This window comes from Pseudoalteromonas sp. APC 3355 (genome assembly GCF_030407615.1).
Taxonomy (GTDB): Bacteria; Pseudomonadota; Gammaproteobacteria; order Enterobacterales; family Alteromonadaceae; genus Pseudoalteromonas; species Pseudoalteromonas distincta.
The window spans coordinates 1-24,349 of the sequence record NZ_JASDDB010000016.1 but is presented as its reverse complement, the minus strand read 5'-3'; the positions used below and the strand labels follow the sequence as shown (position 1 = coordinate 24,349).

The window sequence follows — 24,349 nt, the reverse complement described above, 5'->3', positions numbered from 1 at the left end:
ATACTCTCCGGTTTAGTCATCTAGTGACTCAACAATAATGACTTCGATATTCTTACTTTTTAAGTACTTAATCATTTCTTTATCCGCTTTTGAATCAGTTATGAGCACATCAACTTCTTCTAAAGGGCAGAAAACAAAATTACTTCGCTTGCCTAGCTTGGTGCTATCGGCAAGTATAATTAATTTATCCGTTTGTTTTTTTAGTTTTTGTTCTGAGAGTATTAGTAATGGATCTGACTCCATTACACCGAATGTACCTACTCCTGGTGTGCCCATAAACATCATCGAACTTCGAAAATGTTCAGTATTATCTTTTTCGTAAGAGCTTAGTATAATCCCTTGCTCACGATAAATCTCTCCTCCAGGCAGTGATACTAAATTGTCACTGCTTTCGGAAAGGTAGTGAGCCAAAACAAAAGAATTTGTCAGGATGTTCAACTTCTTATCGGTTAGGTACTCTCCCATCATATATGTAGAGCTGCCACCGTTAATAATAATAGAATCATTATCTTCACATAACTCTACAGCTTTCTTTGCTATTAATTTTTTTGTATCTGTTCGCTTAGTCTTATCAATCTCAAATGTTGAACTTTGAATGTTCTTTTTCTTATTAGAATTTGATTGAGCCCCTCCCCTAATCTTAACAATCTCTCCTCGTTCAGACATTTTCGTTAAGTCTCGGCGAATAGTTGCTTCAGATGAAGATAATTTATCAGTTAAAACTTTTACACTAACAAAACTTTCGCGATCTACAATTTCTTTAATCAGCTGCTGTCTATGTTTTTCTAACATTTATAACTATTCCATTTACCAAAAAGGGCTATATGTATTTCATAATACATATACAGTATTAAAAGTTTATCACTATATAAGTTAAAAAGGAAAAAATAGGTTTTACGGATAGTTACATGCTTAAATTTCCAATGTAGTAAATGAATTATATTCTTTCAAAAAACCAATTTACTCAAATTCAATCTAAACTAATCATTTGCAATCAATTTCTTTATGTGTAAACTAAGATACATATAATATCTTGTCTTAGTTATGCTAACGCGTTTTGGACTAAAATTAGTTGATAAAAGCATTAGTAAAGATGGGTTGTGTTTCTATTTACATTAATAATAAGTAATAAAAATGACTGAAATGACGCTGTATTCTTTGGTAATAGATATAGGTAAAACACATGTAAAACTGCATGTGTTAGATAAAAAATATAACTCTGTATTTTCCAAACAAATGAAAAATACAGTAGTAAAGGAAGGACACTTCCCTAGTATTAATACAAGCGAGATTTGGGGTTGGCTGATTGCAGGTATTAAGGAGATCACACCAATTTACAGGGTCAATGCGATAAATATAACAACGCATGGGGCTACGGCTGCGCTGATTGATCGTAATTCGATAGGTACCGATGGTCTTGTACTCCCTATTCTAGATTATGAATACCCAGGTGTTTATGAGCAAAGCCCTGAATATGAAAGTATTAGGCCTTCCTTCAATGAGACTTTTTCACCATCATTGCCAGCTGGATTAAATTTAGGCCGTCAATTATATTGGCTTAAAGCAAAATTCCCTAATGAGTTTGCAAAGGTCACGGATATACTCATGTATCCTCAATATTGGGTATGGCGCTTTACCGGGCAAAGAGTAAATGAAATAACATCCTTGGGTTGCCATACAGATCTATGGTCAATTAAGAGTAATACCTACTCCTCTTTGGTGGATTATTTAGGATGTGAGAAATTACTTCCTGATATCAAACCCGCTTGGTTTAATTGTGGCAAAGTATCATCTTCACTTATAGCTGAGCTTGGACTTGACCCACAATGCCACTTTTTTAACGGTATTCATGATAGTAATGCGAGTTTTTTAAGGTATAAACTGACCCAAAATAAAGCACCTTTCACCGTAATATCGACTGGAACTTGGACTATTTTAATGTCATCTCAGGTCCCACTCAGTAACCTTGATGCTGATAAAGATATGCTCGCTAATATTGATGCTATGCAGCAGCCGATTGCTTGCGCTCGCTTCATGGGCGGCAGAGAATTTGAAGCTATTTGTGAGCGAGCTGGCTCCTGGCTTGGCGAGCAATTTAATGTTGACGACATTCAAAATGTGATTGATCAACAAGTGTTTGCATTGCCTGATTTCAGTAATGGAAGTGGCCCATTTGGAGGTGCTATGTGTGGTTTTACTACCAATACAGATAAAGTAAGTGGTATTGCATTAGCAACAATATACAGTGCTTTAATGATAGATTACCAACTGGATATGTTGGGCGCCAAAGGTGACATTTTTATCGAAGGCGCTTTTTTGAAGAATCCTTTATTATGCGCTGTTTTGAATCAGTTAAGAGACAATAATAAGGTGATTTTATCAAAAGACTCTACAGGCACAGTACAAGGTGCTGGTTATTTATCTGATTGGATCAATGTTCAGTGTGAAATTGAATGTGAACCCTCGTCAACTACTGAGCTTAGCAACCTTTCAGGGTATAAGAAACAGTGGCGAGAATATGCTGAATCTAGATCTACAGTATTGTAGGGATCAGCTTTTAATCTACTGAGACCCATTTATTATTTTTTTTAGGCCTAATTTAGGCGGGCAAATGCTCTTAATGGTTTAAAATGTGTCTCAACATCAAAATATAAGCAATTATTAAGATAAGTTAGTAAAATTCTGCTTTGTAATTACTGGACTTCTCAGCTTTGCTCTCTACTTTTATAAGTAGAGTTTTTATACAGTTTAATGTTTTTAAGTTAATTCGATAGCAAGGTGTCTATCACTAGTTTAAAAGGTTAGTAAAATATCGAAATAAAAAAATATTATGTTTAAGCAGTATGAGTGAGGCTTTTTTAAGCGAGCCAACTTCTTTCGTGTAACCCCTATTCTTGGGTAATTCATACCCCATTCAACTCCAATTAACTTAGTAAAAATTTGTAATGGCAAAGATCGCTTTTCTTTTTATATTTTATTTATTCTATGACTGAGTTATTCAGTTACTCTGAGAGAGACGGTGATTACTTTTATTTATTAACATAATATACCTCCGTGCCCTACTTTGATTATTTAAATGCGTTTATTGAATTAAAATACGTTAGGAATTGTGAGTAAAAAAACATATAACATTCAATTTAACATAATGGCCTAAATGGTGTAAATGGACATTTACACAAGTAATGTTTAAGTGTATAAATATGTAGATTAATATGTTGAAGGAAGTTGGGTGCATTATGAAAAGTAGGTTAAAAAAAATTATGGACCATAAGCAATTACCAGCAATAAAACAGAATTTAATACATACTGTACGTGTTGATAATAAATGTCCGATATTTAACTACATACATTCATTAAATGCTGATACCTCAAAACAAACAGCGATACGTTGCTTACAAGCAATAGCAAAACACAATAACTATTCATCTTTTTACGATATTATTTGGCGTGAAATAACTTCTGTAGATATAAATAGTTTAATTAATACACTAAAAGATAAAGACCTTTCACCAAAATCCATTTCACTTTACGTTTCTATAGCCAAAAGCGTATGCGAACACGCATATTTACTTGGCCAAATATCTCGCCTACAGCTAGATGGGGTTTTAAAAGTTAAAGGTTCTACCGGTTCACGTATAAAAAAGCATAAAGTAATTGATCGAAATGAATTTCAAGCTTTACTTCTACGCATTGAAACTAGCAACCCATTCAATAAAGTAAAACTGATAAGAGATAAAGCTATCTTTCACCTACTGATAGGTACTGGGCTCAGAAGAAATGAACTGGCAAATATTCAACTCTCCTCCTTAGATATAGAAATAAGCAAGCGACGTACTATTTTTATTAGTTCTCAATATATTAAGGTAGTTGGTAAAGGTAACAAAGAAAGGTATGTAGCGCTTCATCCTGTGACTAAAGCTGCTTTAGAAGACTGGATAAATATAAGAGGCATACTGAGCGGCCCGATTTTCATAAAAGTATCCAAGAAAGGTAGTTTTTCTATCAGAGAAAATAACTTTTTAACAGGAAATGCAATTTATGAGTTATGCAGAAAGTACAATACAGTTGCCCCTCATTCGTTAAGGCGATCTTACGCGACTTGGCTTGATGATAAAGGAGTCAAAATTAGTCGTATCAGTAAGCTTTTAGGCCATGCGAAAGAAGTTACAACAGCTTTGTATATTGTTAATGATGAAGAGAAAGCTTACGAGGATGTTTTAAATAGCTTGTTTTAATATTGATATATACTTATGATTGCTACCGTAATAAAATTTACTGTAATAAATATTACAATGTTTTTAAGGGGCTAGTATATGCAAAAGTTTTATAATAGAGAAGTCCAGCTTAATAAGTTACGAACGATCTCTGATGATATAGAACAATCTAAAGGTCGGTTAAGTGTCGTTGTTGGTCGTAGGCGCGTTGGAAAAACACGTTTACTTAACGAGGCTTTTCAAGGTATTGCGCAGAAACACCTTTATTTATTTGTAAGTCGAAAATCTGAGAGTGCGTTAGTCAGCGAATTTTCAGCTATATTGCAAAATGAATTGAATACAAAGTTCTTTAAGCCCGAGTCTTTGAAAGATATATATGAATACTTACTCGATTACTCCACACATACACCTATTACAGTCGTTATTGATGAATTTCAGGATATTGAACGAGTAAATAATAGCCTATTTTCAGATTTACAAAACCTATGGGACGAATACAAAAATAAATCGATGATGCATTTGGTTTGCTGCGGGTCTATGTACAATTTAATGACAAGAATCTTTAAGGATGAAAAGCAGCCATTACTTAACCGTGATGATTACTTTTTTAAAGTTAATCCTTTGGCGCCGCATTATATAAAAGCAATTATGAAGGATAATGATAAATATACGCCAAACGATATGCTTATTTGGTGGTGTTTATCTGGCGGTATACCTAAATACCTTGAGTGGCTAACTAATGCGGGTAATTCACCTTTTGACACACTAATTTCAAATGGTTCGCCTTTAATAAAAGAGGGGATGCATCGACTTGTGGAAGATTTTGGCTCTGAGCACCGTGCATATTTTGATATTTTAGGGGCTATAGCCAGTGGCTACAATAGCCGGCCCCGAATAGAGAGTTATTTAGATATGAGTGTCGGCGTACACTTAGATAAGTTAGAAAAAGATTTTGATATCATTACCAAGCTCAGGCCGATTACTGCAAAAGAAAACTCTAGAGACATTCGCTATAAGATTGCAGATGAATTTTTAAGCTTTTGGTTTCGTTTTATATATAGTAACCGAAGTGCGGTTGAAATAGAGAACTACGACTTCATAAGACGCATAGTATATAGGGACTTTGATACGTATTCGGGTACCCAGCTAGAGGAATTATTTAAAGCTATTATTATAGAATCAAAGCAATTTAACAATATTGGTAGTTATTGGAATAGTAAAGGTGAAGATGAAATCGATATTGTCGCTATTAACGATTTAGATAAAGAAATTTTAATTGCTGAAGTTAAGCGCCAATACAAAAAATATAGTGAGTCTAAACTGATACTGAAGTCTAAGAGTTTACTGCAGAACTTAAACAAAAAAGGCTATAGAGTTTCATATAGAGGGTTTTCACTAGACAATTTAGATGATATTCAGAATGAGTTTAAAAAGGGGGCATGATCTTTCCCCCTAACTAATTAAGCAAAGGTAACTAGAATTATCGCTATACCATCATACTAAAATCTACTTCCTTAAACGGTTAATATCTAAATTACTGACTATACATCGGGGCTGAAGTCTGGCATATTGTTGATACTTAGTATGATGGTATAGCTTTATGTCTTTATATATGGAAATAGCTTGTGCGTATAATCAGCTAGTAAAATTTACAAATTTACTAAACCAATCTTTATTAGAAACAGAGGTAATTCATGCACAGTGCTATAAGTTACCCGCTGTAGCAGGTGATGTGTCTGATTCAAGTGGGTGGGAATTCATCGAGCCAGAGTCTTTTACCGGTTTCACAGCTCTTAGTATGGCTACGGGGGCATTCTCTAGATTCACACCAGATTACCAACACTCTGCGAAATACCCATTTCGTTTACCAGGAATTATTCAATTAAACCCAGTGCATCGAGAGCGTATTTCAGAGCTAGTCTATCAATGTAATCACCTAAAATTAAAAATTAAAAGTTTAATTAACTCAAGCGCACTAAATCATACAAAAAAACGTGAATTACTACAGAGCGTATGCCCAAACGCAATCACTCTACAGATTTATCGCTTAATTAAAACTACAACCTCACCAGTAAGGCGCGTTGGGTTTACGTGGTGTAATAAGAACAGTATGCGTAGAATAAAAAAAAGTGAGTTTTTAGACTACCTACAAAGAAGTAAAAATAATCCTCCGGCAGGGCAAACTAAATCTGAATGGGCCCCCTGGGTAGATAAAGAAGTTGATTTAATTAGAAATAATACTAGCGACTTCGTTAAAGTGAAGCGACCCCTCCCCATCGTACCTAAGCTAAACATTTCATTTACTGATGATACGAAAACTATTATGTTTTATGGCCATCTACCAGCTATCATCTTTACCGCCGAACCTATAAAAATAACTCCACTGATAAGTTACATCGATAAGAAGAATAAAAAGCGATTTCAAAATTATCTTATTAAACGACTGTATGTTGTTAGTGAATTTATTGATCAATCTTAGCGATTTAATCTAGCATCGTGGTATATTTTAAGTGCGGGTGAATTACTATATCATCGGCTCCCAACTCACTTTAAATATATGCCTTTTTAAAGTCACCCTCTGACGAGCAATAATTAAGATCTCTTGTACTTCTATCAAATAAGCTACTTTAAATTAGTTCTACTTGGGATCGACATAAAACTTTTACAGAGGAAGCAGAAAGCATAACTCTAATCTTAGACGAAATCTTCGTAAAAGTGTCGAGTTAGCTTTTCCGTGATCCTCTGAGTTAGGTTGTATCATTAGTTATTTTTAGCGTAGATGACAATTAACTCTAATGATCTACTTCAGACTTTAAACGCTGAATAGGACCATTATCACCTAGTAAGTAAACTTTTCTATTGGCTTTACCTTTTTGCTTTTCAGCCACCACCATCCTTGCATCTGGATGCCCATCATTGATGATTGAAGTAATCGCCCAATTAGAATTTGTGCGTCTAATTAATTCATCACCTTTGTTGAAAGTAGTGCCTCCGTCTTTGCTATCCCAATAAGAAATTACAGCATCACTACCCTCTTTTGATTCAAGAATAAAACTTACTTCTTGTGGGGCTTTAATAATAAAATCCCCTCGTGTATCTTGATTGCTAGTAACAGCACTTGAATCAACTGCATTACTTGAGATCCATTTTGAGCCATTCCAACGAATATGCGTCGTTTGCTTGGGCCCGCCTGTTTTCATACCTATATCTTTGCCGATATTAGTTGCTAAATGCGGGTAGCCGCTAGAATCTAGGTGAACAGTCCCATTAAAAGTCCATTTTTCACCGGTATCTAAAGCCAATGTTTTTTTATCAGCAATTTCTCGCGTGATTGGCAGAGGTAATTGCTCACCTTTAACATTTTTCCATTCGTCATTTTTAGTATCAAATGTCATGTAGTAGGCATTATGTCGTTCAGTTGTATGACCTCGCCCATTAATACCTGCTTTCCCATCCCAGCAAACATGGTAATCGTAGCCAATTATAATTTCATCATTTCTTCCTTTTTCAACCCATGCATACCAGCTATCAACTGCTTTAATGTCATCGCGTCTTTTATGCTTTAAAAATGAAACTGGTTCTTCAAATGTACGGCCGTGGTCGGTTGATTTTTGATATACCCAATCACTTCGGTGCGCTCCATGCCTATAAAATAAATAAATATCACCATTATCCATTTTTACTGCTTGGTTATAAGTACCAAATACAGGTATGGTGTCTAGTTCTTCCCAGCTGCTAATGTCAAAAGGCTTTTTTGTAACTGCATGAATATTTCTACCATAGTGAATATTACCCAATGGATTTTTACCATGTTTAGGCATGCCTCCATGACCACCAAAAAATACATGAACATAGCCTAAATCATCCATTAATATGGTTGGTTTGCCATGATTGTCTATTTTTTTCCTCGATGGGTCTTTACCCATATCACTTATGCCAGCTTTATATGGACCTTTCCACTCTTTGGTTTGATGATTATAAGATGCGACATAGGGATCTTCTAAAGGCCCCTGGTATGAGACATAAGTGATGCCATCGCGGTAAATCCCTGCGGGGTGCTGAACGATAGCCAAAGGGTTACCAATTGCATTATCAGCAAAGTAATCAACATAGTTATCATTCTTTGGTTGATTATAACTACAACCAGTTAAAAGTATTGCAGCGCATGTTGTCATTACACTGAGTGGTTTGATTATTTTTTTCATTATTGTTACCTGTGAATTAACCGCTTAAGTGCTAAGTTACTTAATTATTTGTGTGTGAGTGATAATGATTTAATGTGGATAAAAATGCAAGTTAATGATTGGTTAGGGGTGAAAGCCCCCACCAAAATTTGATGAGGGCACAAAAGCCTAAAATTTAATTTACTTAATCTGGCTTTCATCAATTCCAGTTAATGTAAGTACACTCGGTTGGGAAATATACGGGTGAGCACTGTCTCTATTTCCTGGTTGATTTAACCAAGACAAATAAAACTTTTTACCAAAGGCTGAAGAGTCTCCCTTGCCCTCAAATACCTGGCTTTCTAATTTAATAGCCTTTTTATTGAACGAATAATGAGGGTTAGCTGCTTTTATTGCGGCATTGATAATAGGGGGATAAATATCGGCATGTTCAACGCTTACTGTCTCCAAGCTTTGCTGGTTTAATATAAAGCGCATTACTTCATCGTTTCGTCTTACTAATACCCCAATATTATTATCCGCTAGTAATTCTGGAGCATACGGCCTAACCTTAAAGCGGCCTAATGATCCATGACCGCCAAAGTCCCACCTAAACCCTTTCCAATCACTAATCCTTACAGTCTTCCAGGCTGCTCCGTCTTTACGTGCAACATAAACTTGAGTATCGCCATTTTCATCGTACTTATGATATGAAATGATAGGTTGCTTATTATGATCAAACCCAATTTTTACATTCCCATTAATCATTCCACCAAAGGGTGGGACAGGGTCAACAACTTCAGCACTTTTAGCAGTAATAGGTAACGAAATATCTTCACCGTTTGAATTCTGCCAATTGATTAGGTCTTCGCTTTTTGCATAAGACAGGCTGTGATTAGTCGCCGCATTTGGTGTATTGCGCCATACCCAAATTAAATGGAACATTCCATCAGGACCTAGTGTAGGTCCTTCGAAATAACCACTCATTTTACCTTCGCCATCTAAGAAAGTATTGGCGTGTAACCTGCTCCATGACTTGGATTGAGTATTATAAATGTTGTAAATTTCGCTACCATTGCCACTTCCACCATCTCGATATTTGACGATAAGTTGATCTTGCTTGTTACGAAGGAATACTGGATATGTCATTCTTTTTTCAAGTGACTTTTCCGCCATGACAGGCACACGCTTAAGAGAGCGTACATTCAATGGTTCTGACATACGAAAGTACTCAAGTGGATCAGCATGCATATTACCCATTACATGCAGGTAACCTTCAGAATCAAGTTCCATAGTGACATAGTTATGACTGTCCCACCCTAACCAACTATCAACTTTATAGTATCTCCATTTACCACCTAACTGCCTATGTGCCACCGTCATTTGACGATTTGCATCATAGTAGGCAACAAACTGTTGCTGCCCTCTAGTTAACAAATAAGGTTTAATGCGATGCCCAGACCACACACGGTCAATCGCTATTGAAGTAACTGTTTGCTCATGTTGACGTGATTGCGATGCAAAACTCACTAGAATAGATAAAAAGGATAAGCTACAAAGAAATATATACTTAGCTTTAAGATTAGTACGCCTTGAGTGCATAATAAATTCTCTCAAATTTAAATAGATCTGTTAAATATCGTTATCTATTTAAGCTACTAGATATAAATGTGGGAACAAAATCCTATATCACAATGAGATAAGCATCATCGGTTTTTAGTGTTACCACATACTGTAAATTAATATTTTGTCGGTTTACTGTTCTTTAATTTGCAATAACTTCTCAGCAATTAATTGCTCATTCAACTGAGCATCGTACTTAGGGTTTAATTGCGTAGGTATATCAGCACCAATTTGTTGCTGCCAATTTAGTAGCTTTGTTTTAAGTTCTTTAAACTTCTCAGGCGCACTGTTGACTAAATTCACCGTTTCACCTTGGTCAGTAGCAAGATCGTACAATTCAAATTCATTATTTTCATAATATTGAATTAGTTTCCAATTACCGCTTCTAATAGCACTGCCGGGGCGAGTTCTAAATAAGGGATCTTGTCCTTGGTCAGTTAATGCATGATGTGCTTGAAGATAAATAGGAAAATGCCAAAACAAATCACGAGATGTAATTGTTTCGTTTCCTAGTAGTAGTGAGCTCAGATCCATTCCATCCAACTCTTGGTCTGGTTGCTCAGCATTAGCAAAGCTCAAAAGTGTTGGATAAAAATCGGCATTAATAACTGGTGTCTGCTCAATATTGGGAGTTATCACATCAGGCCAACGAACCAATAAAGGAACACGTAATCCACCATCATAATAAGAGCCCTTACCTGCTCTTAATGGTGAAGGAAATGATGACATGCGGTAACCACCATTATCAGAGGTGAAAATAACGAGGGTATCATCAGCTAAGTTTTCAGCCTCGAGCATCGACAATATACGGCCAACATTAGTATCCATCGACTCTACCATCGCCGCATAAGTTGCCTGTTTTATATCTTTAATACCTTTATCCTGATATTTTTTTACAATATCAGCGACCGCTTGAAATGGGGTATGTACAGTATAATAAGGTAAGTACGCAAAAAATGGCTCATTCTTTTTAGATTTTACCCAATCAATTACTTCTGTAGTCAAGCGATCTGTTAGGTACTCTCCTTTTGGTCCATCTTCAATATTAGGTAATTTATAAGGACTAAAATAATGAAAGGTCATCCCTTGGTGGCTACCAGCAACATTTGTGTCAAAGCCTTGTTTATCCGGATTTGCTCCCAAATGCCATTTTCCAAAGTGACCCGTCGCATAACCCGCTGCTTTTAACGATTCAGCCAATGTAATTACTTCTAGGTTTAGCCCACGCTTATTCTTAATTGGAATTAATTTACGCGTCTTCTCATTTCCTCTCGTCGATGGAGAGACCGTATAAACACCATGACGTGGACCATATTGGCCAGACATTAAAACCGCACGACTGGGTGCACAATTTGCTGCTCCCGCGTAAGCTTGATCAAAACGTAAGCTTTGCTTTGAGAGTTCATCAATATTGGGGGTTTCAAATAAGTCAGTAGTTTGGTTGTAACCTACGTCAGACCAACCTAAGTCATCAACTACAATCATTAAAATGTTTGGCTTTTTCAACGTAGATGTTTGCGGTGACTCAACAGCAGAAGTATTGGCTTTTCCACCACAGGCACTCAATAAAATAACGCATAAAGAAATGAATATAGTATGTAATTTCATATTTTTCCTAGCTTATAATTTTCTGACTATAAATGTCATTGTGAGTCAAAAGGTGAGACTTGGGTTTCATTAGCCCCACACTGTTATCTGAAATATATAGAATTACCCACCCATCTCTTCGAGTTCTTTGCCTTTCGTTTCATTTAAGAACTTAAAGACAAATAATACCGAAATCAGGGCACAGATTGCGTAAAACCCATAAGCGCCGGCCAAGCCAATACCAGTCAGCATAATAGGGAATGACCATGTAATTAAGAAGTTTGCAATCCATTGTGCAAACCCTGCAACAGCAAGACCGGAACCGCGAATTTGATTAGGGAACATTTCACCTAACATTACCCACATAACAGGTCCCCAAGACAAATTAAAGAAAAACACATAAGCATTTGCAGCTACTAAAGCCACGACACCTTGTTCACCTAACTCTAAGTTACCCGAAGTCCCCGTTTCTGCGTTTAAAAAAGCGTAAACCATAGCAGCAAGGGTAATTGTCATACCTATAGATCCAATCAGTAAAAATGGCTTTCTACCCACTTTGTCTATAAAGTACATAGTAATGAATACCGCTAAAATACTTACCATTCCGCTTATTACATTAATAAGCAATGCATCTGACTCAGTAAAACCTGCCGCTTGCCAAAGTACAGCCCCGTAATAGAAAACAACATTGATACCCACTAATTGCTGAAAAGTGGCCAAGCCAATACCTATCCATACAATTGGGCGCAATTTATTTTTAGACTTATCAATTAAATCAGAAAGTTTGGGTTGGTGTTTATCATCGGCAAGTGACGCGACAATTTCGTCATGTTTTGACTGAGCAGATTCAGCGCCATACAAACGAGTCAACACATTCATCGCTGCCTCTGTTTTTCTAGCCATAATTAAATAACGTGGGCTTTCTGGGATAAAAAATAACGCAACAAAAAACAAGATCGCAGGCACAAGTTCAATCCAAAACATCCAACGCCATGTTTCTAGGTTTAACCAAAATAATGCCGTTGACCCCCCGGCACTATTTGCTAAAAAGTAATTACTGACAAAAGCACTAAACAAACCAAAAATAATAGCCACTTGCTGTAAAGTAGACAGCGTGCCTCGGTATCGGGCTGGCGCAATTTCACTAATATAAGCAGGCGTCATTACTGATGCAGCACCTACCGCCAAGCCACCTAAAATTCGGTAAATTACAAATTCAAACGATGTATCAGCAACGCCTGACCCCCATGCACTCACAATAAAGAATATTGCTGCAACAAGTAATATAAGACGGCGGCCAAATTTATCAGCCAAACGACCAGCGCTAAATGCACCAATAGCACAACCAATTAACATGCTTGATACGTTAAAGCCCGTGCCTGCGCTGCTTGAACCAAAAGCCGTTTGTAAGCCATCTACAGTACCGTTTATAACACCGCTATCAAACCCAAACAAAAAACCACCAATGGTTGCTACAAAGCAAACCAAAACGATTAATAGTACATTTTCTTTATTATTCATAAATATCCATAGTGTGTGTTGTTGTTATTAATACAGATTTTGAATAGTAAGTAAGCTGTAAATATTAGCCTTGTTAGTTATTCTACTTTATTAAACTTGACTCTCTTTCTATTAATTCAAAATCTAAAATGTGTCTTAAGTCCGAATTTTTTACATTGCTAATATCGCTATACTTACCAGAGGATAATAACGTAACTGCCAACTCAGCCATTTCATTTATTGGTTGCTTAACCGTCGAAATATGCGGCCACACAACGCGAGCAAGTTGAGTATCATCAAAACCAACGACTGATAATTCGCTTGGTATCGCAACGCCTTGCTTTTGTGCAATGGAAATAACCGCAGCTGCCATGTCGTCATTTGCAGCAAATATAGCGGTTGGCTTATCATCTAACGCAAGTAATTTAACCGCAGCTTCCATTCCCGATTGATAAGTGAAACTTCCTTGCTCTATATACTCAGGCGGCGTAATAATTTTATTTGAACGCAACGCATCTAAATACCCTTGGTATCGTAAGCGGCTTACACCTTGGATATTATTGCCAATAATATGCGCAATCTTTCTATGTCCCTGATCAATCAATCTTTGCGTAACATCAAAAGCGGCTTGATAATCATCCATGCATATATATGGTGAACTATTAAGCTTGGTATCGGGGGTTATTCTTACAAACGGTACATTAGCGTTTGTAAGCACCGCTAGCACTTCTTCGTTATCACACATAGGCGGCAATAAAATCATGCCATCTACACGTGTAACATCAATTAACTGTTTCACCGATTCAATCGTTTTGTTAACATCTTCATGTGCTTCGTCAACAACGAGGTGGTACCCCAAAGTTCGGCATTTTTTAAGAGCTGCTAACAAGAACTGACTAATGTAAGAGTCACTTGGATTGTCATATAGCAGGCCTAAAAAAAATGACTTACTACTGGCTAAGCGCCTAGCAGATACATTTGGCCTATAATTTAACTGCTCAACAACCGCCATAACCTTTTCGCGTGTTTTGTTGCTAACTTTCACATCTTGATTAAGCACACGCGAAACCGTCATCATGGAAACACCCGCTAACTCTGCTACATCTTGAATTCTTGCTCTTTTAGGCTCAGCCATGTTTTTTACCTATCACTACTGTATTGATATAAATCGCTTCTTAGTTATTTATTATACATAGTTGAATAACTTTAACTTACTTACTACTAATCTTAAATCCCAATACATACACCAAAATGTTAGCGTTAACAATAAACCACAAATAATCCGACTAATCAACACTGAATATTTATTGGCAAAGGTATAAAAGCAAAAATAGATAAATTAATTCTACTATTGACTTATGACAACTCAATAAACTAATGTTAGCGCTAACAAAATCAGCAGAATAGATTTACAGTTATGTACCTTGGTATAGATTTAGGCACTTCAGGTGTAAAAGTAATTATTTTAGACGAGCAAGACCAATTGCTTGCTCAAGCGAGCGGCTCTTTGAGCGTTTCACGCCCGGCCCCCCTTTTTTCTGAACAAAATCCAGCAGATTGGTGGCTCGCTACATCTAGCGCAATCGAGGAGCTTAAAAATACTCACCCTGCATTACTAAAGTCAGTAAAGGCAGTAGGTCTTTCTGGGCAAATGCATGGCGCAACACTGCTTGATAAAAACAATAGTATTATTCGCCCCGCCATTTTATGGAACGACGGGCGCAGCGCAGCGCAATGTGTAGAGCTTGAAAAACGCGAACCTAACTCTCGTAATATTACCGGCAACATAGCAATGCCTGGTTTTACTGCACCAAAATTAGTGTGGTTAAAAGAGCATGAGCCAGCAAACTTTGCAAAAGTAGCCAAAGTATTGTTACCAAAAGACTACCTACGCTTTTTAATGACCGGCGATTTTGCATCAGACATGTCTGACTCGGCTGGCACATTATGGCTAGACGTAGAAAAAAGAGCATGGTCGCAAAAAATGCTTAGCGCTTGCGACTTAACAGAGCAACACATGCCTACTCTTTTTGAAGGCACACAAATCACGGGCAAATTAACCGCTGATGTGGCTGCTAAATGGCGAATGGAGCAAGTACCTGTTGTTGCAGGCGGTGGCGATAATGCCGCAGGCGCTGCCGGTGTAGGCGTTGTAAAACCAAAGCAAGCGTTTTTATCATTAGGTACTTCGGGTGTTTACTTTGTTGCCAACGAAAAATACCTGCCTAACCCAGAAGGTGCAGTACATACCTTTTGTCATTGCATTGAAAATACTTGGCACCAAATGTCAGTGGTGTTAAGCGCAGCAAGCTGTTTAACCTGGGTCACTAAATTAACCGGTTTTGAAAACGAAGGCGCATTACTTGAACAAGTAAGCAAATGCGACTTTAGCAAACCAAGCTCAGTGATATTTTTACCTTATTTAACTGGCGAACGTACGCCGCATAATAACCCCGATGCTAAAGGCGTGTTTTTTGGTTTAGACAGTGATACCGATGCAGCATCCCTTGGCCGCGCAGTACTCGAAGGGGTTGCTTTTGCCTTTGCCGATGGCCAACAAGTTCTGCTTGATGCTGGCGCACAAATTGACGATGTAACCGTTATTGGTGGCGGCGCTAAGAGCCCACTGTGGGGAAAAATCATCGCAAGCGTACTTAACCGCCCCCTTATTTACCGAGAAGGCTCAGAAGTTGGCCCTGCATTTGGCGCCGCAAGACTTGCCCGAATAGCAGTAGAACAACTCCCTGCACAACAAGTATGTGTTAACGGCAAAGTAACGCAAACAATTGAGCCAGACCCAGTTATGCAAAACTTTTACGCACAACAATACACAACATACAAAGCACTTTATCAAAGTGTAAAAACATACTTTTAATACACTATTATAAAATTAATGGAGCACATTATGAGCGAGCAATTTTTTACAAACGTTGAAAAAATTAAATTTGAGGGTGAAAACTCTAAAAACCCATTTGCATTTCGTTACTACGACGAAAACCAAGTAGTGCTTGGCAAAACAATGAAAGAACATTTACGTTTTGCAGCCTGTTACTGGCATAACTTTTGTTCTACAGGGTTTGATATTTTCGGTGAAGGTACGTTTGACCGTCCTTGGATCCAACCTGTAGGCAATCAATTAGAACTTGCTGAACAAAAAGTAAAAGTAGCTTTTGAATTTTATGAAAAATTGGGCGTTCCTTACTTTTGTTTTCATGATGTTGATATTGCCCCTGAAGGTAAAACACTACAAGAAAGCCACGATAACGTAACGCACATAGCAAACATTATCGAAAAAGAAATGCAGCGCACAGGTGTAAAACTACTATGGGGTACTGCTAACTTATTCTCAAACCAACGTTTTTGTGCCGGTGGTGCAACAAACCCTAATCCTAATACGTATGCATACGCAGCAGCACAAGTTAAACATGCAATGGAAATTACGCATCGTTTAGGCGGCGAAAACTACGTACTTTGGGGTGGCCGTGAAGGTTACGATACGCTACTAAATACAGACCTTGCACAAGAAAGCGAACAGTACGCACGCTTTTTGAAAATGGTTGTAGAGCACAAGAAAAAAATTGGTTTTAAAGGCACATTATTAATTGAGCCAAAACCACAAGAGCCAACTAAGCACCAGTACGATTACGATACAGCAACAGTTGCAGGCTTTTTACATAAGCATGGCTTACAAGACGAAATTAAAGTAAACATTGAAGCAAACCACGCAACACTTGCGGGTCATAGTTTCCATCACGAAATTGCAGTTGCTTGCGCAGAAGGCATTATGGGTAGTATTGACGCTAACCGTGGCGACATGCAAAACGGTTGGGATACAGACCAATTTCCTAACGACGTAGCTGAGTGCACACTTGTTGTTTACGAAATTTTAAAAATGGGTGGCTTTACAACGGGTGGCTTTAATTTTGACACTAAACTTCGTCGTCAATCGTGTGAGCGTGATGACTTATTCATTGGCCACATTGGCGGTATGGATACGATGGCTAAAGCATTACTCAATGCAGCAGCAATGATTGAAGGTGGCGAGCTAACTGACTTTGTTGAAAAACGTTACGCAGGTTGGAAAGAAGACCTAGGTCAAAGCATTCTAAATGGTGAGCAATCACTTGAAAGCCTTTCAGCCTTAGTACACGAGAACAACATCGATCCTAAGCAAGTTTCTGGTCGCCAAGAGCTGCTTGAGAATATTGTTAACCGCTACGTTTAAATTTAAATAAATTCCCCTCAGCAGAAAAGCTAAGAGGGCTCAATATTAAAACTAATACAAATAAGCCATTAGCAAGTTACTACTCTCTTATGGCTTTTATCTCTAATCTTTCATTAATGCTTTTTTAGTCAGCTCTGAAAAGTATGGGTTGCCGGTATAATCAGAAACAACAGACCACTCAGCATTTTCTTTGGGTAAAAAAACAATTAAGCGCTCTTTAATTCCTTGGTATTCATCTGAAGCAGCGACATTGTTCCACTCATTTTCATCATTCTCATGATCGTATAACTCTTCTGTTCCATCTTCGTAACGGATATAGCGATAACGGTCTGTTCTAATTGCATGGTTATTTGGACCATAGGTCGTTACTGCTGCATGCTCCCATTGTGCATCGGGCTTCCTTAGCAAGGGTGATAAATCCTGCCCTTCATTCAACGGGTTGTCGGGCAAACCACATATTTTGATCAATGTAGGATACAAATCCAATAGGCTAACAGGGCGATTACTCACTTGTTTGGTCGAAGACTTTGGCGGTTTAATTATCAACGGTGTTCGAGTGGCCCTTTCCCATAAAGCCATTTTAGCAAATTTACTTTTTTCACCTAACTGATAGCCATGATCTCCCCACAATACCACTGCGGTATTTTCTGCGTACTGACTATTTTCAAGCGCATCCAAAACTGTCCCGATACAAGAGTCGACAAACGAAATACTAGCTAAATAAGCTTGTACCATATTTTTCCATTCATCATTCTCTATCGCCCACTCTGTAGTGGGCATCATAGGTAATTCGGTTACAGCTTTTGAAATCTCCGGGACATCGTTTAAGTCACCTTTAAAATAAGGTGGTAACTCAATTCCTTCGATAGGGTGCATATCAAACCACTTTTTTGGCACATGCCAAGGAACATGTGGACGAAGAAACCCGCCAACCATGAAAAATGGTTTATCGTAGTCTTCTCCTAACTGTTCCGCTAGCCATTGTGCGGACTCAAAATCAGGCATTTGCTCATCAGTATCAGGAAACGCACCCCAGTCGGTATTTGTTCTGGGATCATGCCATTTCATTCTTTCTGGAGGGTAAGGACCAAACCCTTTGGCTCGGCCACCATATTTATCAAAGCTGGCATCAGCTACTCTCTTATGAAAAACCTTACCCACTGCGGCAGTATAATAACCATGTTGACTAAAATACTCGCTTAAAAAGATTGACTGACTTGCTTTATCATTTGCAGACTTAATATCATTGTCTTCAACGTGCCCATAAATTCCTGTTGTAGAAGGAGCTAGGCCGGTCATAATGCTTGCGCGTGATGGCCCACACAACGGTGCAGATGCGTGTGCATTAGTAAACACAGTCCCCATATTGGCTAAACGATCAATATTGGGAGTTTTAGTGTTGGCATGCCCACCTAAGGGGCCAATCCAATCATTTAAGTCATCAACAATAAGCATTAACACATTTGGGTATTCTTTTCTTAACTGTGCTAACCAATTAAATTCACATCCAGCTAAAGATACTGCAGCTATACTAGCGCTACTAATAAGAAAATTACGCCTGTTCATAATGGGCTTTCCTTTACCTTTATTTTCAATTTTTCTTGATTTAAAACATTAAAGGTGCATTTTATTGCAATGGCAATCATAATAATGCAATATCAATCAAAACTACACAGCTGGTTATTTTATTTCTAGTAGGAGTAACTCATATGGGGTCTGATTTGCATAAAAATAAAGATAGAAAACCACATGCCCGTTTACATAAGAAAAATATTTATGCAATTGCAGTATTAATTGTTGTTACAACTATCAATGTTATTTATTCCATTCCTTAGTGGAAGTCGCCATCTTCAAGCACTAACTATTACTAGCGAATAAGCTGGTTGAAAGTATTTTCTTAGGTAATAAAACTAACTGTCATAAAGCACACAACTTATAGGAATCACGATGAATAAAACACTTAAAGAAAAAAAGTCACCTTTGCTTCTTTTAGCAGCAAGCTATTTAATTTTATCAGGATGCGCTAATGAAAGTTCATCCACTACCCAAGGTCAAAGTGTATATAAAAGTGAAGTTAAGGCTTACGCTAAGTTTGTGCCTAAAAGACAAGATGACTTTGCTTGGGAAAATGACAAAGTTGCATTTCGAGTGTATGGCCCTGCAGCTCCACTAAAAGGACATGCCAGTGGCGTTGACGCTTGGCTCAAAAAAGTCGATTATTCAATTATCGACAAATGGTATGCTGAAGCATTTAATAAAACCGGCTCTTACCATAGAGATACTGGTGAAGGTTATGACCCATACCATGTAGGTATTAGCCGTGGTGTCGGTGGCTCAGCCATATGGGTTGATGGAAAAGATTACACAGCACATAACTATAAAAGCTATAAAATCCTTACTAATGGCCCAGATAAAGTAGTATTTACTCTCGAGTATGAATTTGAAACACCACTAGGCCTAATAAATGAATCAAAAACCATTTCGTTACCGATGGGTTCAAACCTATATCAAGTAAACTCTGAGTTTAAACTCAATGGTAAACCAGCAGCCCTTCCAATTGCTATTGGCATTACAACCCACGACGAAAAAGCGACTGTATCTCACAATGAGCAGACTGGCAGAATTTCAGCATGGGAAACGTTTGATTCAAGGGCACTTGGCACTGGCGTTGTTATTGATCCAAGCAAAGTCACAGGCATTAAGCACATTGCTAAAGAAACAAAAGATGAAAGTCATATTTGGCTTTTCACCAATTCTGAAAAAAATGGCTCAATTGAATATTATGCAGGATTTGCTTGGGAAGCTGCCGGTGAAATAACAACGCAAACGCAATGGCATAGTTACCTAGATAACTTTAATAAATAAGGATATTCACATGGAAAAAATTGCATTTACGATGACTCTATTGCCCGGTCATGAAGCTGAATATAAAAAACGCCATGACGAGATTTGGCCAGAGCTAGTCATAGAGCTAAAAAATGCAGGTGTTTCTGATTACTCAATATTCCATGAGCCATCATCAAACACACTCTTTGCTGTTTTGAAAAGAGCAAATAATCACACAATGGACAACTTACCACTTACACCAGTTGTTAAAAAGTGGTGGGCATTTATGTCTGACATTATGGAAACAAACTCTGACAATTCGCCAGTTGTTACACCTCTCCAACAAGTATTCCACTTAGACTAAAATAAAGGAGTCGTTATGTCACATCGCATTTGTAAGGTTTTAGTACTAGCCACAATATGGTTAATATCACCGTTCAGTTTTGCCGATATTAAACACGGTTTAAGAGATAACGATGGTAGGCATATGATCCCTAGAGGCTATGTCATTAATACCAATGACAATGCAGGTGCGGTGGACTTCAACCCTGAAGACTATTTAAGAATGGTAAGAATGGGTGCCAATGTTCAAGTTATTCGACTTGAAATGGGTAAATTAAGTGAACTTGGCGACAACACGTTTAAACCTGAATATTTAGCCAGAGTTAAACGCGCGACAAAGCTAGGCCGCGAGGCTGGTATTAAAACTGTTTTTAAAATGACCGTGTATGGTGCTAAAGGCTTTTCGTGGGAAGATTTATATCTAAACAAAAATAACGAACAAAAAACCTACATCAATGCTTGGAAGCATGTATGGGAAGCATTTAAAAATAATGATTATGTCATTGGATATGATTTAGTTAATGAGCCTCGTAAAAAAGATATGGACATCTCTTACGATAATTTAACCAACCAATATTTGATCCCACTATATGAAAAAATTATCGATGCTGCTATTCCGTACAGCGACAATAAACAGTTTTTAATACAAACTATTTTCATGAATAAAGGCGATGCCATCAACAAAAACCAATATGCGGAAATAACAAAGAAAATAGATCGTAAAAATATTGTCTTTGCACCACATATATACCAAGAAAATTTAGATTATATAGCCCCTACAATGGAGCGGTTTGATAAAGAGTCTAATTTATTAGATGCACCAATACTTATTGGTGAGTGGGGGTTTCCTACCCTTGTTACTACCGATAACTCCGTCAAAGAGCAACTCAATTATATTGAGTTTTACATAAAAACGGCTGAAATTTTCGATGAAATGGGGGTTGGCTCTATTAAAGCATGGTTTCTAGGCAATCGTAGTTATCAAAACTTCTTACCTGGAGGCCCTTCCACATGGGCTATTTTCAGTGATGAACAAGCAATTGGTACTGTAGAAAGAAAGTATATAACTGATATTATTGCACGCCCATACCCACAAATAATTGCTGGTGACATCAAAAACTTTAAATTTCACTTTGCCACACGCACTTTAGATTTAAATATCACAAGTGATAATGCTAAAGGGGTTTCACGTATTTTTGTTGGTGCAGATAGACATTATCCAGATGGATTTACTGTCTACATTGGTGATGATCTCATTATGAGTAAAAGCCCGATAAAATCAGGCTTAGAAGTTCATAGCTCAAGCGAGAATACACAACCAAGTGAGGTTATTTGGGATAATGATAGACAGCAACTAGTTTTACTATCATGGCCTAAAAATAAAGCACAGATTAATATCAAAATTAAGCCCGGAATATACAAGGCCCCGGATCCAACAGTAAACATAAGCAAATAACACTCACAACAGTGGCTATCATTATGGTAAATATGATGAAGAAAAAAATAAAGTGGCTGTTATTAGCTGCAGCCGTGCATGCCTCAACCCTAATGGCTGCTGATATTCTTAAAACAGACAGTTATTTCACAGCCCAGCAATATGATTTAGCAAAGGCTGGCTATATAGAAGCAGCTAAACTTGGTAATCCACATGCATATTATCAATTAGCAAGGATGTACGCCAGGGGCTTAGGAGTAAAACAAGATGTTGTCAATGCCCTCATTTATTACTCTTTAGCGGCTGAATATGATTATTTTGATGCACAAAAAGTGATAGATAACACACTAGCGACACTCTCTACTGACTCTAAAGCTAGTTTTATCAAAGTAATGGAAGACTATAAAGTAAAGTTGGGTAAACAAGCTATTGATGCCAAGTATTTCCCTGTAATCCTACAAGGCTCATTGCCTTCAAAAGTTACTTTTGATGGAAATGAAAAATTGAAACACCTTTTCTATAGCGAAGACTTTATGGAAGACTCTATAGCTAATTTAAATAACTTAGCCATTGAAGAAGGTGGAAATGAAGATGCCACTTATATGTCGACCCCTAAAGAACCTTATCTAATATTAGATATTGATATTGCTGCCGATGGCTCGATTCGTAATTATTTTGAAGTGCAAAACATGGGTGGCTCTGCTAAAAGACTCATAAACGAGTTTATTCTCTTCCCTCAGCCAAAACCATCAATAAATAATCAACATATAAGTTTTGTTCACAGAGTATTTCTTGGTGCAGCAGTTTATTCAAAATCAATTTTGATTGATAAAAATGAACCTATGTATGCACAAATATTACGCACGTCGAAAAAGTTAAAACAAGGAACAACATTAAACGAACGATATCAATACGCGATGGCATTATTAAATTTTCCTTGGCTAACATCAGAGCCGCAAGAGGCTGAACAAAAATTATTAGCTATCGCCAAACTAGGTCATCCTAGTGCTATGTATGAGTATGGGATGTTACTTTATAGAGAGCAACGCAATATCCCAGAAGCAATTGAGTGGATATCCCAATCGAGCAAATATGGCCTTATCCGTGCAGAGTACCGCTTAGGCATGCTTTTGAACTCAAGCCCTTGGGTGCAACAAGATCAAAGCAAAGCGTTATTTTGGTTTTCATCTGCAATGAGCAAAGGTGATATAAACTCAGCAATTAGAGCTATTGATATTAAGCTTACAGCCAAGGATAAGTCCTTGTATGATATTGAATCTGCCGTGCAAGATTTGAAAAATATTGAACATCAACATGATAATAATCCTGAGTACTACTATTTGTTGGCGTTGTCTTATCGTGATAGAGAGGCTAGAGATTTTAGTCAATTTGTTAGAAATATGCGCACAGCAATTAGTAGAGGTATCTCTGCAAATTGGGACACTCGTGAATGGCAGTCTCTATTAGAAAAATCGACTGTTGGTACAGTGTATATAACAGACGAATAGCCTAGTTTAGGGTATCGTCATCTTAGATAAATGCCCTGCTGCACTTTCAAGCATCACCAAAGCAGTCAATTATTTCCCTGTAAATCTGTTTTAGTCTATTAAGGCTGTTTAATTATTACTGCTTCATGCAATTAGCGATATTTAAAGGAGAGTATGTGTTGGATAGTTATTTTGCACAAGCTTTAGGATTTGTAAGTTACATCCTAGCAATGCTATGCTTTATCCAAAAAGATGACCGCCGCTTTAAAATCATGATGATTTTAATGAACTTAAATCATGCATTACACTTTTACTTATTAAATGCAGTAACTTCCTCACTATGCTGCTTATTCGCAGCAGGGCGAACAGCAACTTCATTGCAAACAAAAGCAAAGTGGGTCGCTGTCTTATTCATTATACTTACCGCGTTGATAGGTTATCTAACCGTAAGCCAATGGACAGACTACATAGCAATAGCTGGATCGTGTATAGGTACGTACGCTTTATTTTGTCTCAATGGGATCAAGATGCGCTGGGTAGTGCTTTTAGGCTCATGTTTATGGCTTATAAACAATATTATTGTTGGGTCACTAGGTGGGATACTACTGGAGGCCACTGTAATTATCCTCAACTTAACAACTATTTATAAATTGCATAAACTCAACCTACGAGCTTAATTACTTATTTTATCTTACTGTATACAATATAAACTAAAGCCTTACCCTATGGCTTTAGTTCATTATTCTACTTGATTATATCACTGTAAATATTAATCTTTTTGAGTTTTACATATTATAAGCTGAGTATTGTACTGAGATAAAGTACCTCGATAACTTCATATGAATAACCCACATTAATCTTCACTAGTCTGTAAGCGTATAGCTAACGACACCTAGCCTTGCTTAATATTCCAAGGTAATAGCGGTTCAAGGTCACCGGGCTGCTCA

General features: G+C 37.4%; 18 protein-coding genes. 11 read left to right on the top strand and 7 right to left on the bottom strand.

The features are described 5' to 3' along the window. Window positions 1-12 precede the first annotated feature (12 nt). On the bottom strand, window positions 13-792 hold the full coding sequence (locus tag QMA08_RS17530) for a DeoR/GlpR family DNA-binding transcription regulator (RefSeq protein WP_290175059.1): 780 nt from the start codon (window positions 790-792) through the stop codon (window positions 13-15). A gap of 342 nt (window positions 793-1,134) precedes the next feature. Here QMA08_RS17530 and QMA08_RS17525 point away from each other — a divergent pair, with 342 nt between their 5' ends. The 4 genes from QMA08_RS17525 to QMA08_RS17510 all read left to right on the top strand — a co-directional run bounded on the left by QMA08_RS17525 (window position 1,135) and on the right by QMA08_RS17510 (window position 6,693). Beyond that, the gene (locus QMA08_RS17525; protein ID WP_290175057.1) at window positions 1,135-2,547 is read left to right on the top strand and encodes an FGGY family carbohydrate kinase; all 1,413 of its coding nucleotides are present in this window, start codon (window positions 1,135-1,137) and stop codon (window positions 2,545-2,547) included. A 689-nt stretch (window positions 2,548-3,236) separates the two neighbouring features. Next, window positions 3,237-4,235, top strand: coding sequence for a site-specific integrase (locus tag QMA08_RS17520; RefSeq protein WP_290175056.1), 999 nt, complete (start codon window positions 3,237-3,239; stop codon window positions 4,233-4,235). Between the two features lie 78 nt (window positions 4,236-4,313). Then, the gene (locus QMA08_RS17515; protein WP_290175055.1) at window positions 4,314-5,657 is read left to right on the top strand and encodes an ATP-binding protein; all 1,344 of its coding nucleotides are present in this window, start codon (window positions 4,314-4,316) and stop codon (window positions 5,655-5,657) included. Window positions 5,658-5,814: 157 nt separating this feature from the next. Beyond that, on the top strand, window positions 5,815-6,693 hold the full coding sequence (locus QMA08_RS17510; RefSeq protein ID WP_290175054.1) for a DNA replication terminus site-binding protein: 879 nt from the start codon (window positions 5,815-5,817) through the stop codon (window positions 6,691-6,693). A gap of 313 nt (window positions 6,694-7,006) precedes the next feature. Here QMA08_RS17510 and QMA08_RS17505 read toward each other — a convergent pair whose 3' ends face one another. The 5 genes from QMA08_RS17505 to QMA08_RS17485 all read right to left on the bottom strand — a co-directional run bounded on the left by QMA08_RS17505 (window position 7,007) and on the right by QMA08_RS17485 (window position 14,222). After that, on the bottom strand, window positions 7,007-8,419 hold the full coding sequence (locus tag QMA08_RS17505; protein ID WP_290175053.1) for a BNR-4 repeat-containing protein: 1,413 nt from the start codon (window positions 8,417-8,419) through the stop codon (window positions 7,007-7,009). Window positions 8,420-8,578: 159 nt separating this feature from the next. Continuing rightward, the gene (locus QMA08_RS17500) at window positions 8,579-9,979 is read right to left on the bottom strand and encodes a BNR repeat-containing protein (protein WP_290175052.1); all 1,401 of its coding nucleotides are present in this window, start codon (window positions 9,977-9,979) and stop codon (window positions 8,579-8,581) included. A gap of 153 nt (window positions 9,980-10,132) precedes the next feature. Beyond that, window positions 10,133-11,608 (bottom strand): sulfatase, encoded by a 1,476-nt coding sequence (locus tag QMA08_RS17495; RefSeq protein WP_290175051.1) that lies wholly within the window; start codon window positions 11,606-11,608, stop codon window positions 10,133-10,135. 102 nt (window positions 11,609-11,710) lie between these two features. Then, a complete protein-coding gene (locus tag QMA08_RS17490) occupies window positions 11,711-13,114 on the bottom strand; it encodes a sugar porter family MFS transporter (RefSeq protein WP_290175118.1) in 1,404 nt (467 codons plus the stop codon). Window positions 13,115-13,190: 76 nt separating this feature from the next. Next, window positions 13,191-14,222, bottom strand: coding sequence for a LacI family DNA-binding transcriptional regulator (locus QMA08_RS17485; protein ID WP_276754916.1), 1,032 nt, complete (start codon window positions 14,220-14,222; stop codon window positions 13,191-13,193). Between the two features lie 282 nt (window positions 14,223-14,504). Between QMA08_RS17485 and xylB the strand changes: the two genes are divergently transcribed. Beyond that, entirely contained in the window at window positions 14,505-15,962 is a 1,458-nt protein-coding gene (xylB, locus tag QMA08_RS17480; RefSeq protein ID WP_290175050.1) for a xylulokinase, read from the top strand. 30 nt (window positions 15,963-15,992) lie between these two features. Beyond that, window positions 15,993-17,312, top strand: coding sequence for a xylose isomerase (gene xylA, locus QMA08_RS17475; RefSeq protein ID WP_290175049.1), 1,320 nt, complete (start codon window positions 15,993-15,995; stop codon window positions 17,310-17,312). A 102-nt stretch (window positions 17,313-17,414) separates the two neighbouring features. Here the strand turns inward: xylA and QMA08_RS17470 are convergent, their stop codons facing one another. Then, window positions 17,415-18,878 (bottom strand): sulfatase, encoded by a 1,464-nt coding sequence (locus QMA08_RS17470; RefSeq protein WP_290175048.1) that lies wholly within the window; start codon window positions 18,876-18,878, stop codon window positions 17,415-17,417. 381 nt (window positions 18,879-19,259) lie between these two features. Between QMA08_RS17470 and QMA08_RS17465 the strand changes: the two genes are divergently transcribed. The 5 genes from QMA08_RS17465 to QMA08_RS17445 all read left to right on the top strand — a co-directional run bounded on the left by QMA08_RS17465 (window position 19,260) and on the right by QMA08_RS17445 (window position 24,079). Continuing rightward, complete coding sequence (locus QMA08_RS17465) at window positions 19,260-20,177, top strand: DUF4861 family protein (protein ID WP_290175047.1); 918 nt, start codon at window positions 19,260-19,262, stop codon at window positions 20,175-20,177. Between the two features lie 10 nt (window positions 20,178-20,187). Beyond that, window positions 20,188-20,502 carry an L-rhamnose mutarotase gene (gene rhaM / locus QMA08_RS17460; protein WP_290175046.1) on the top strand — a complete coding sequence of 105 codons (315 nt, stop codon included), beginning with the start codon at window positions 20,188-20,190 and terminating at the stop codon, window positions 20,500-20,502. Window positions 20,503-20,517: 15 nt separating this feature from the next. Beyond that, window positions 20,518-21,936 carry a cellulase family glycosylhydrolase gene (locus QMA08_RS17455; RefSeq protein ID WP_290175045.1) on the top strand — a complete coding sequence of 473 codons (1,419 nt, stop codon included), beginning with the start codon at window positions 20,518-20,520 and terminating at the stop codon, window positions 21,934-21,936. 23 nt (window positions 21,937-21,959) lie between these two features. Next, entirely contained in the window at window positions 21,960-23,423 is a 1,464-nt protein-coding gene (locus QMA08_RS17450) for a sel1 repeat family protein (protein WP_290175044.1), read from the top strand. A 125-nt stretch (window positions 23,424-23,548) separates the two neighbouring features. Further along, window positions 23,549-24,079 carry a YgjV family protein gene (locus tag QMA08_RS17445; RefSeq protein ID WP_356783352.1) on the top strand — a complete coding sequence of 177 codons (531 nt, stop codon included), beginning with the start codon at window positions 23,549-23,551 and terminating at the stop codon, window positions 24,077-24,079. Window positions 24,080-24,349 lie beyond the last annotated feature (270 nt).

Bases quoted from the DNA above. Each gene is read 5' to 3' on its own strand.
- QMA08_RS17485 (WP_276754916.1), bottom strand. From the start codon at position 14,222: ATGGCTGAGCCTAAAAGAGCAAGAATTCAAGATGTAGCAGAGTTAGCG.
- QMA08_RS17455 (WP_290175045.1), top strand. From the start codon at position 20,518: ATGTCACATCGCATTTGTAAGGTTTTAGTACTAGCCACAATATGGTTA.
- QMA08_RS17470 (WP_290175048.1), bottom strand. From the start codon at position 18,878: ATGAACAGGCGTAATTTTCTTATTAGTAGCGCTAGTATAGCTGCAGTA.
- QMA08_RS17445 (WP_356783352.1), top strand. From the start codon at position 23,549: ATGCAATTAGCGATATTTAAAGGAGAGTATGTGTTGGATAGTTATTTT.
- rhaM (WP_290175046.1), top strand. From the start codon at position 20,188: ATGGAAAAAATTGCATTTACGATGACTCTATTGCCCGGTCATGAAGCT.
- QMA08_RS17510 (WP_290175054.1), top strand. From the start codon at position 5,815: ATGTCTTTATATATGGAAATAGCTTGTGCGTATAATCAGCTAGTAAAA.
- QMA08_RS17525 (WP_290175057.1), top strand. From the start codon at position 1,135: ATGACTGAAATGACGCTGTATTCTTTGGTAATAGATATAGGTAAAACA.
- QMA08_RS17530 (WP_290175059.1), bottom strand. From the start codon at position 792: ATGTTAGAAAAACATAGACAGCAGCTGATTAAAGAAATTGTAGATCGC.
- QMA08_RS17465 (WP_290175047.1), top strand. From the start codon at position 19,260: ATGAATAAAACACTTAAAGAAAAAAAGTCACCTTTGCTTCTTTTAGCA.
- QMA08_RS17515 (WP_290175055.1), top strand. From the start codon at position 4,314: ATGCAAAAGTTTTATAATAGAGAAGTCCAGCTTAATAAGTTACGAACG.
- QMA08_RS17500 (WP_290175052.1), bottom strand. From the start codon at position 9,979: ATGCACTCAAGGCGTACTAATCTTAAAGCTAAGTATATATTTCTTTGT.
- QMA08_RS17505 (WP_290175053.1), bottom strand. From the start codon at position 8,419: ATGAAAAAAATAATCAAACCACTCAGTGTAATGACAACATGCGCTGCA.
- xylA (WP_290175049.1), top strand. From the start codon at position 15,993: ATGAGCGAGCAATTTTTTACAAACGTTGAAAAAATTAAATTTGAGGGT.
- QMA08_RS17520 (WP_290175056.1), top strand. From the start codon at position 3,237: ATGAAAAGTAGGTTAAAAAAAATTATGGACCATAAGCAATTACCAGCA.
- QMA08_RS17495 (WP_290175051.1), bottom strand. From the start codon at position 11,608: ATGAAATTACATACTATATTCATTTCTTTATGCGTTATTTTATTGAGT.
- xylB (WP_290175050.1), top strand. From the start codon at position 14,505: ATGTACCTTGGTATAGATTTAGGCACTTCAGGTGTAAAAGTAATTATT.
- QMA08_RS17450 (WP_290175044.1), top strand. From the start codon at position 21,960: ATGGTAAATATGATGAAGAAAAAAATAAAGTGGCTGTTATTAGCTGCA.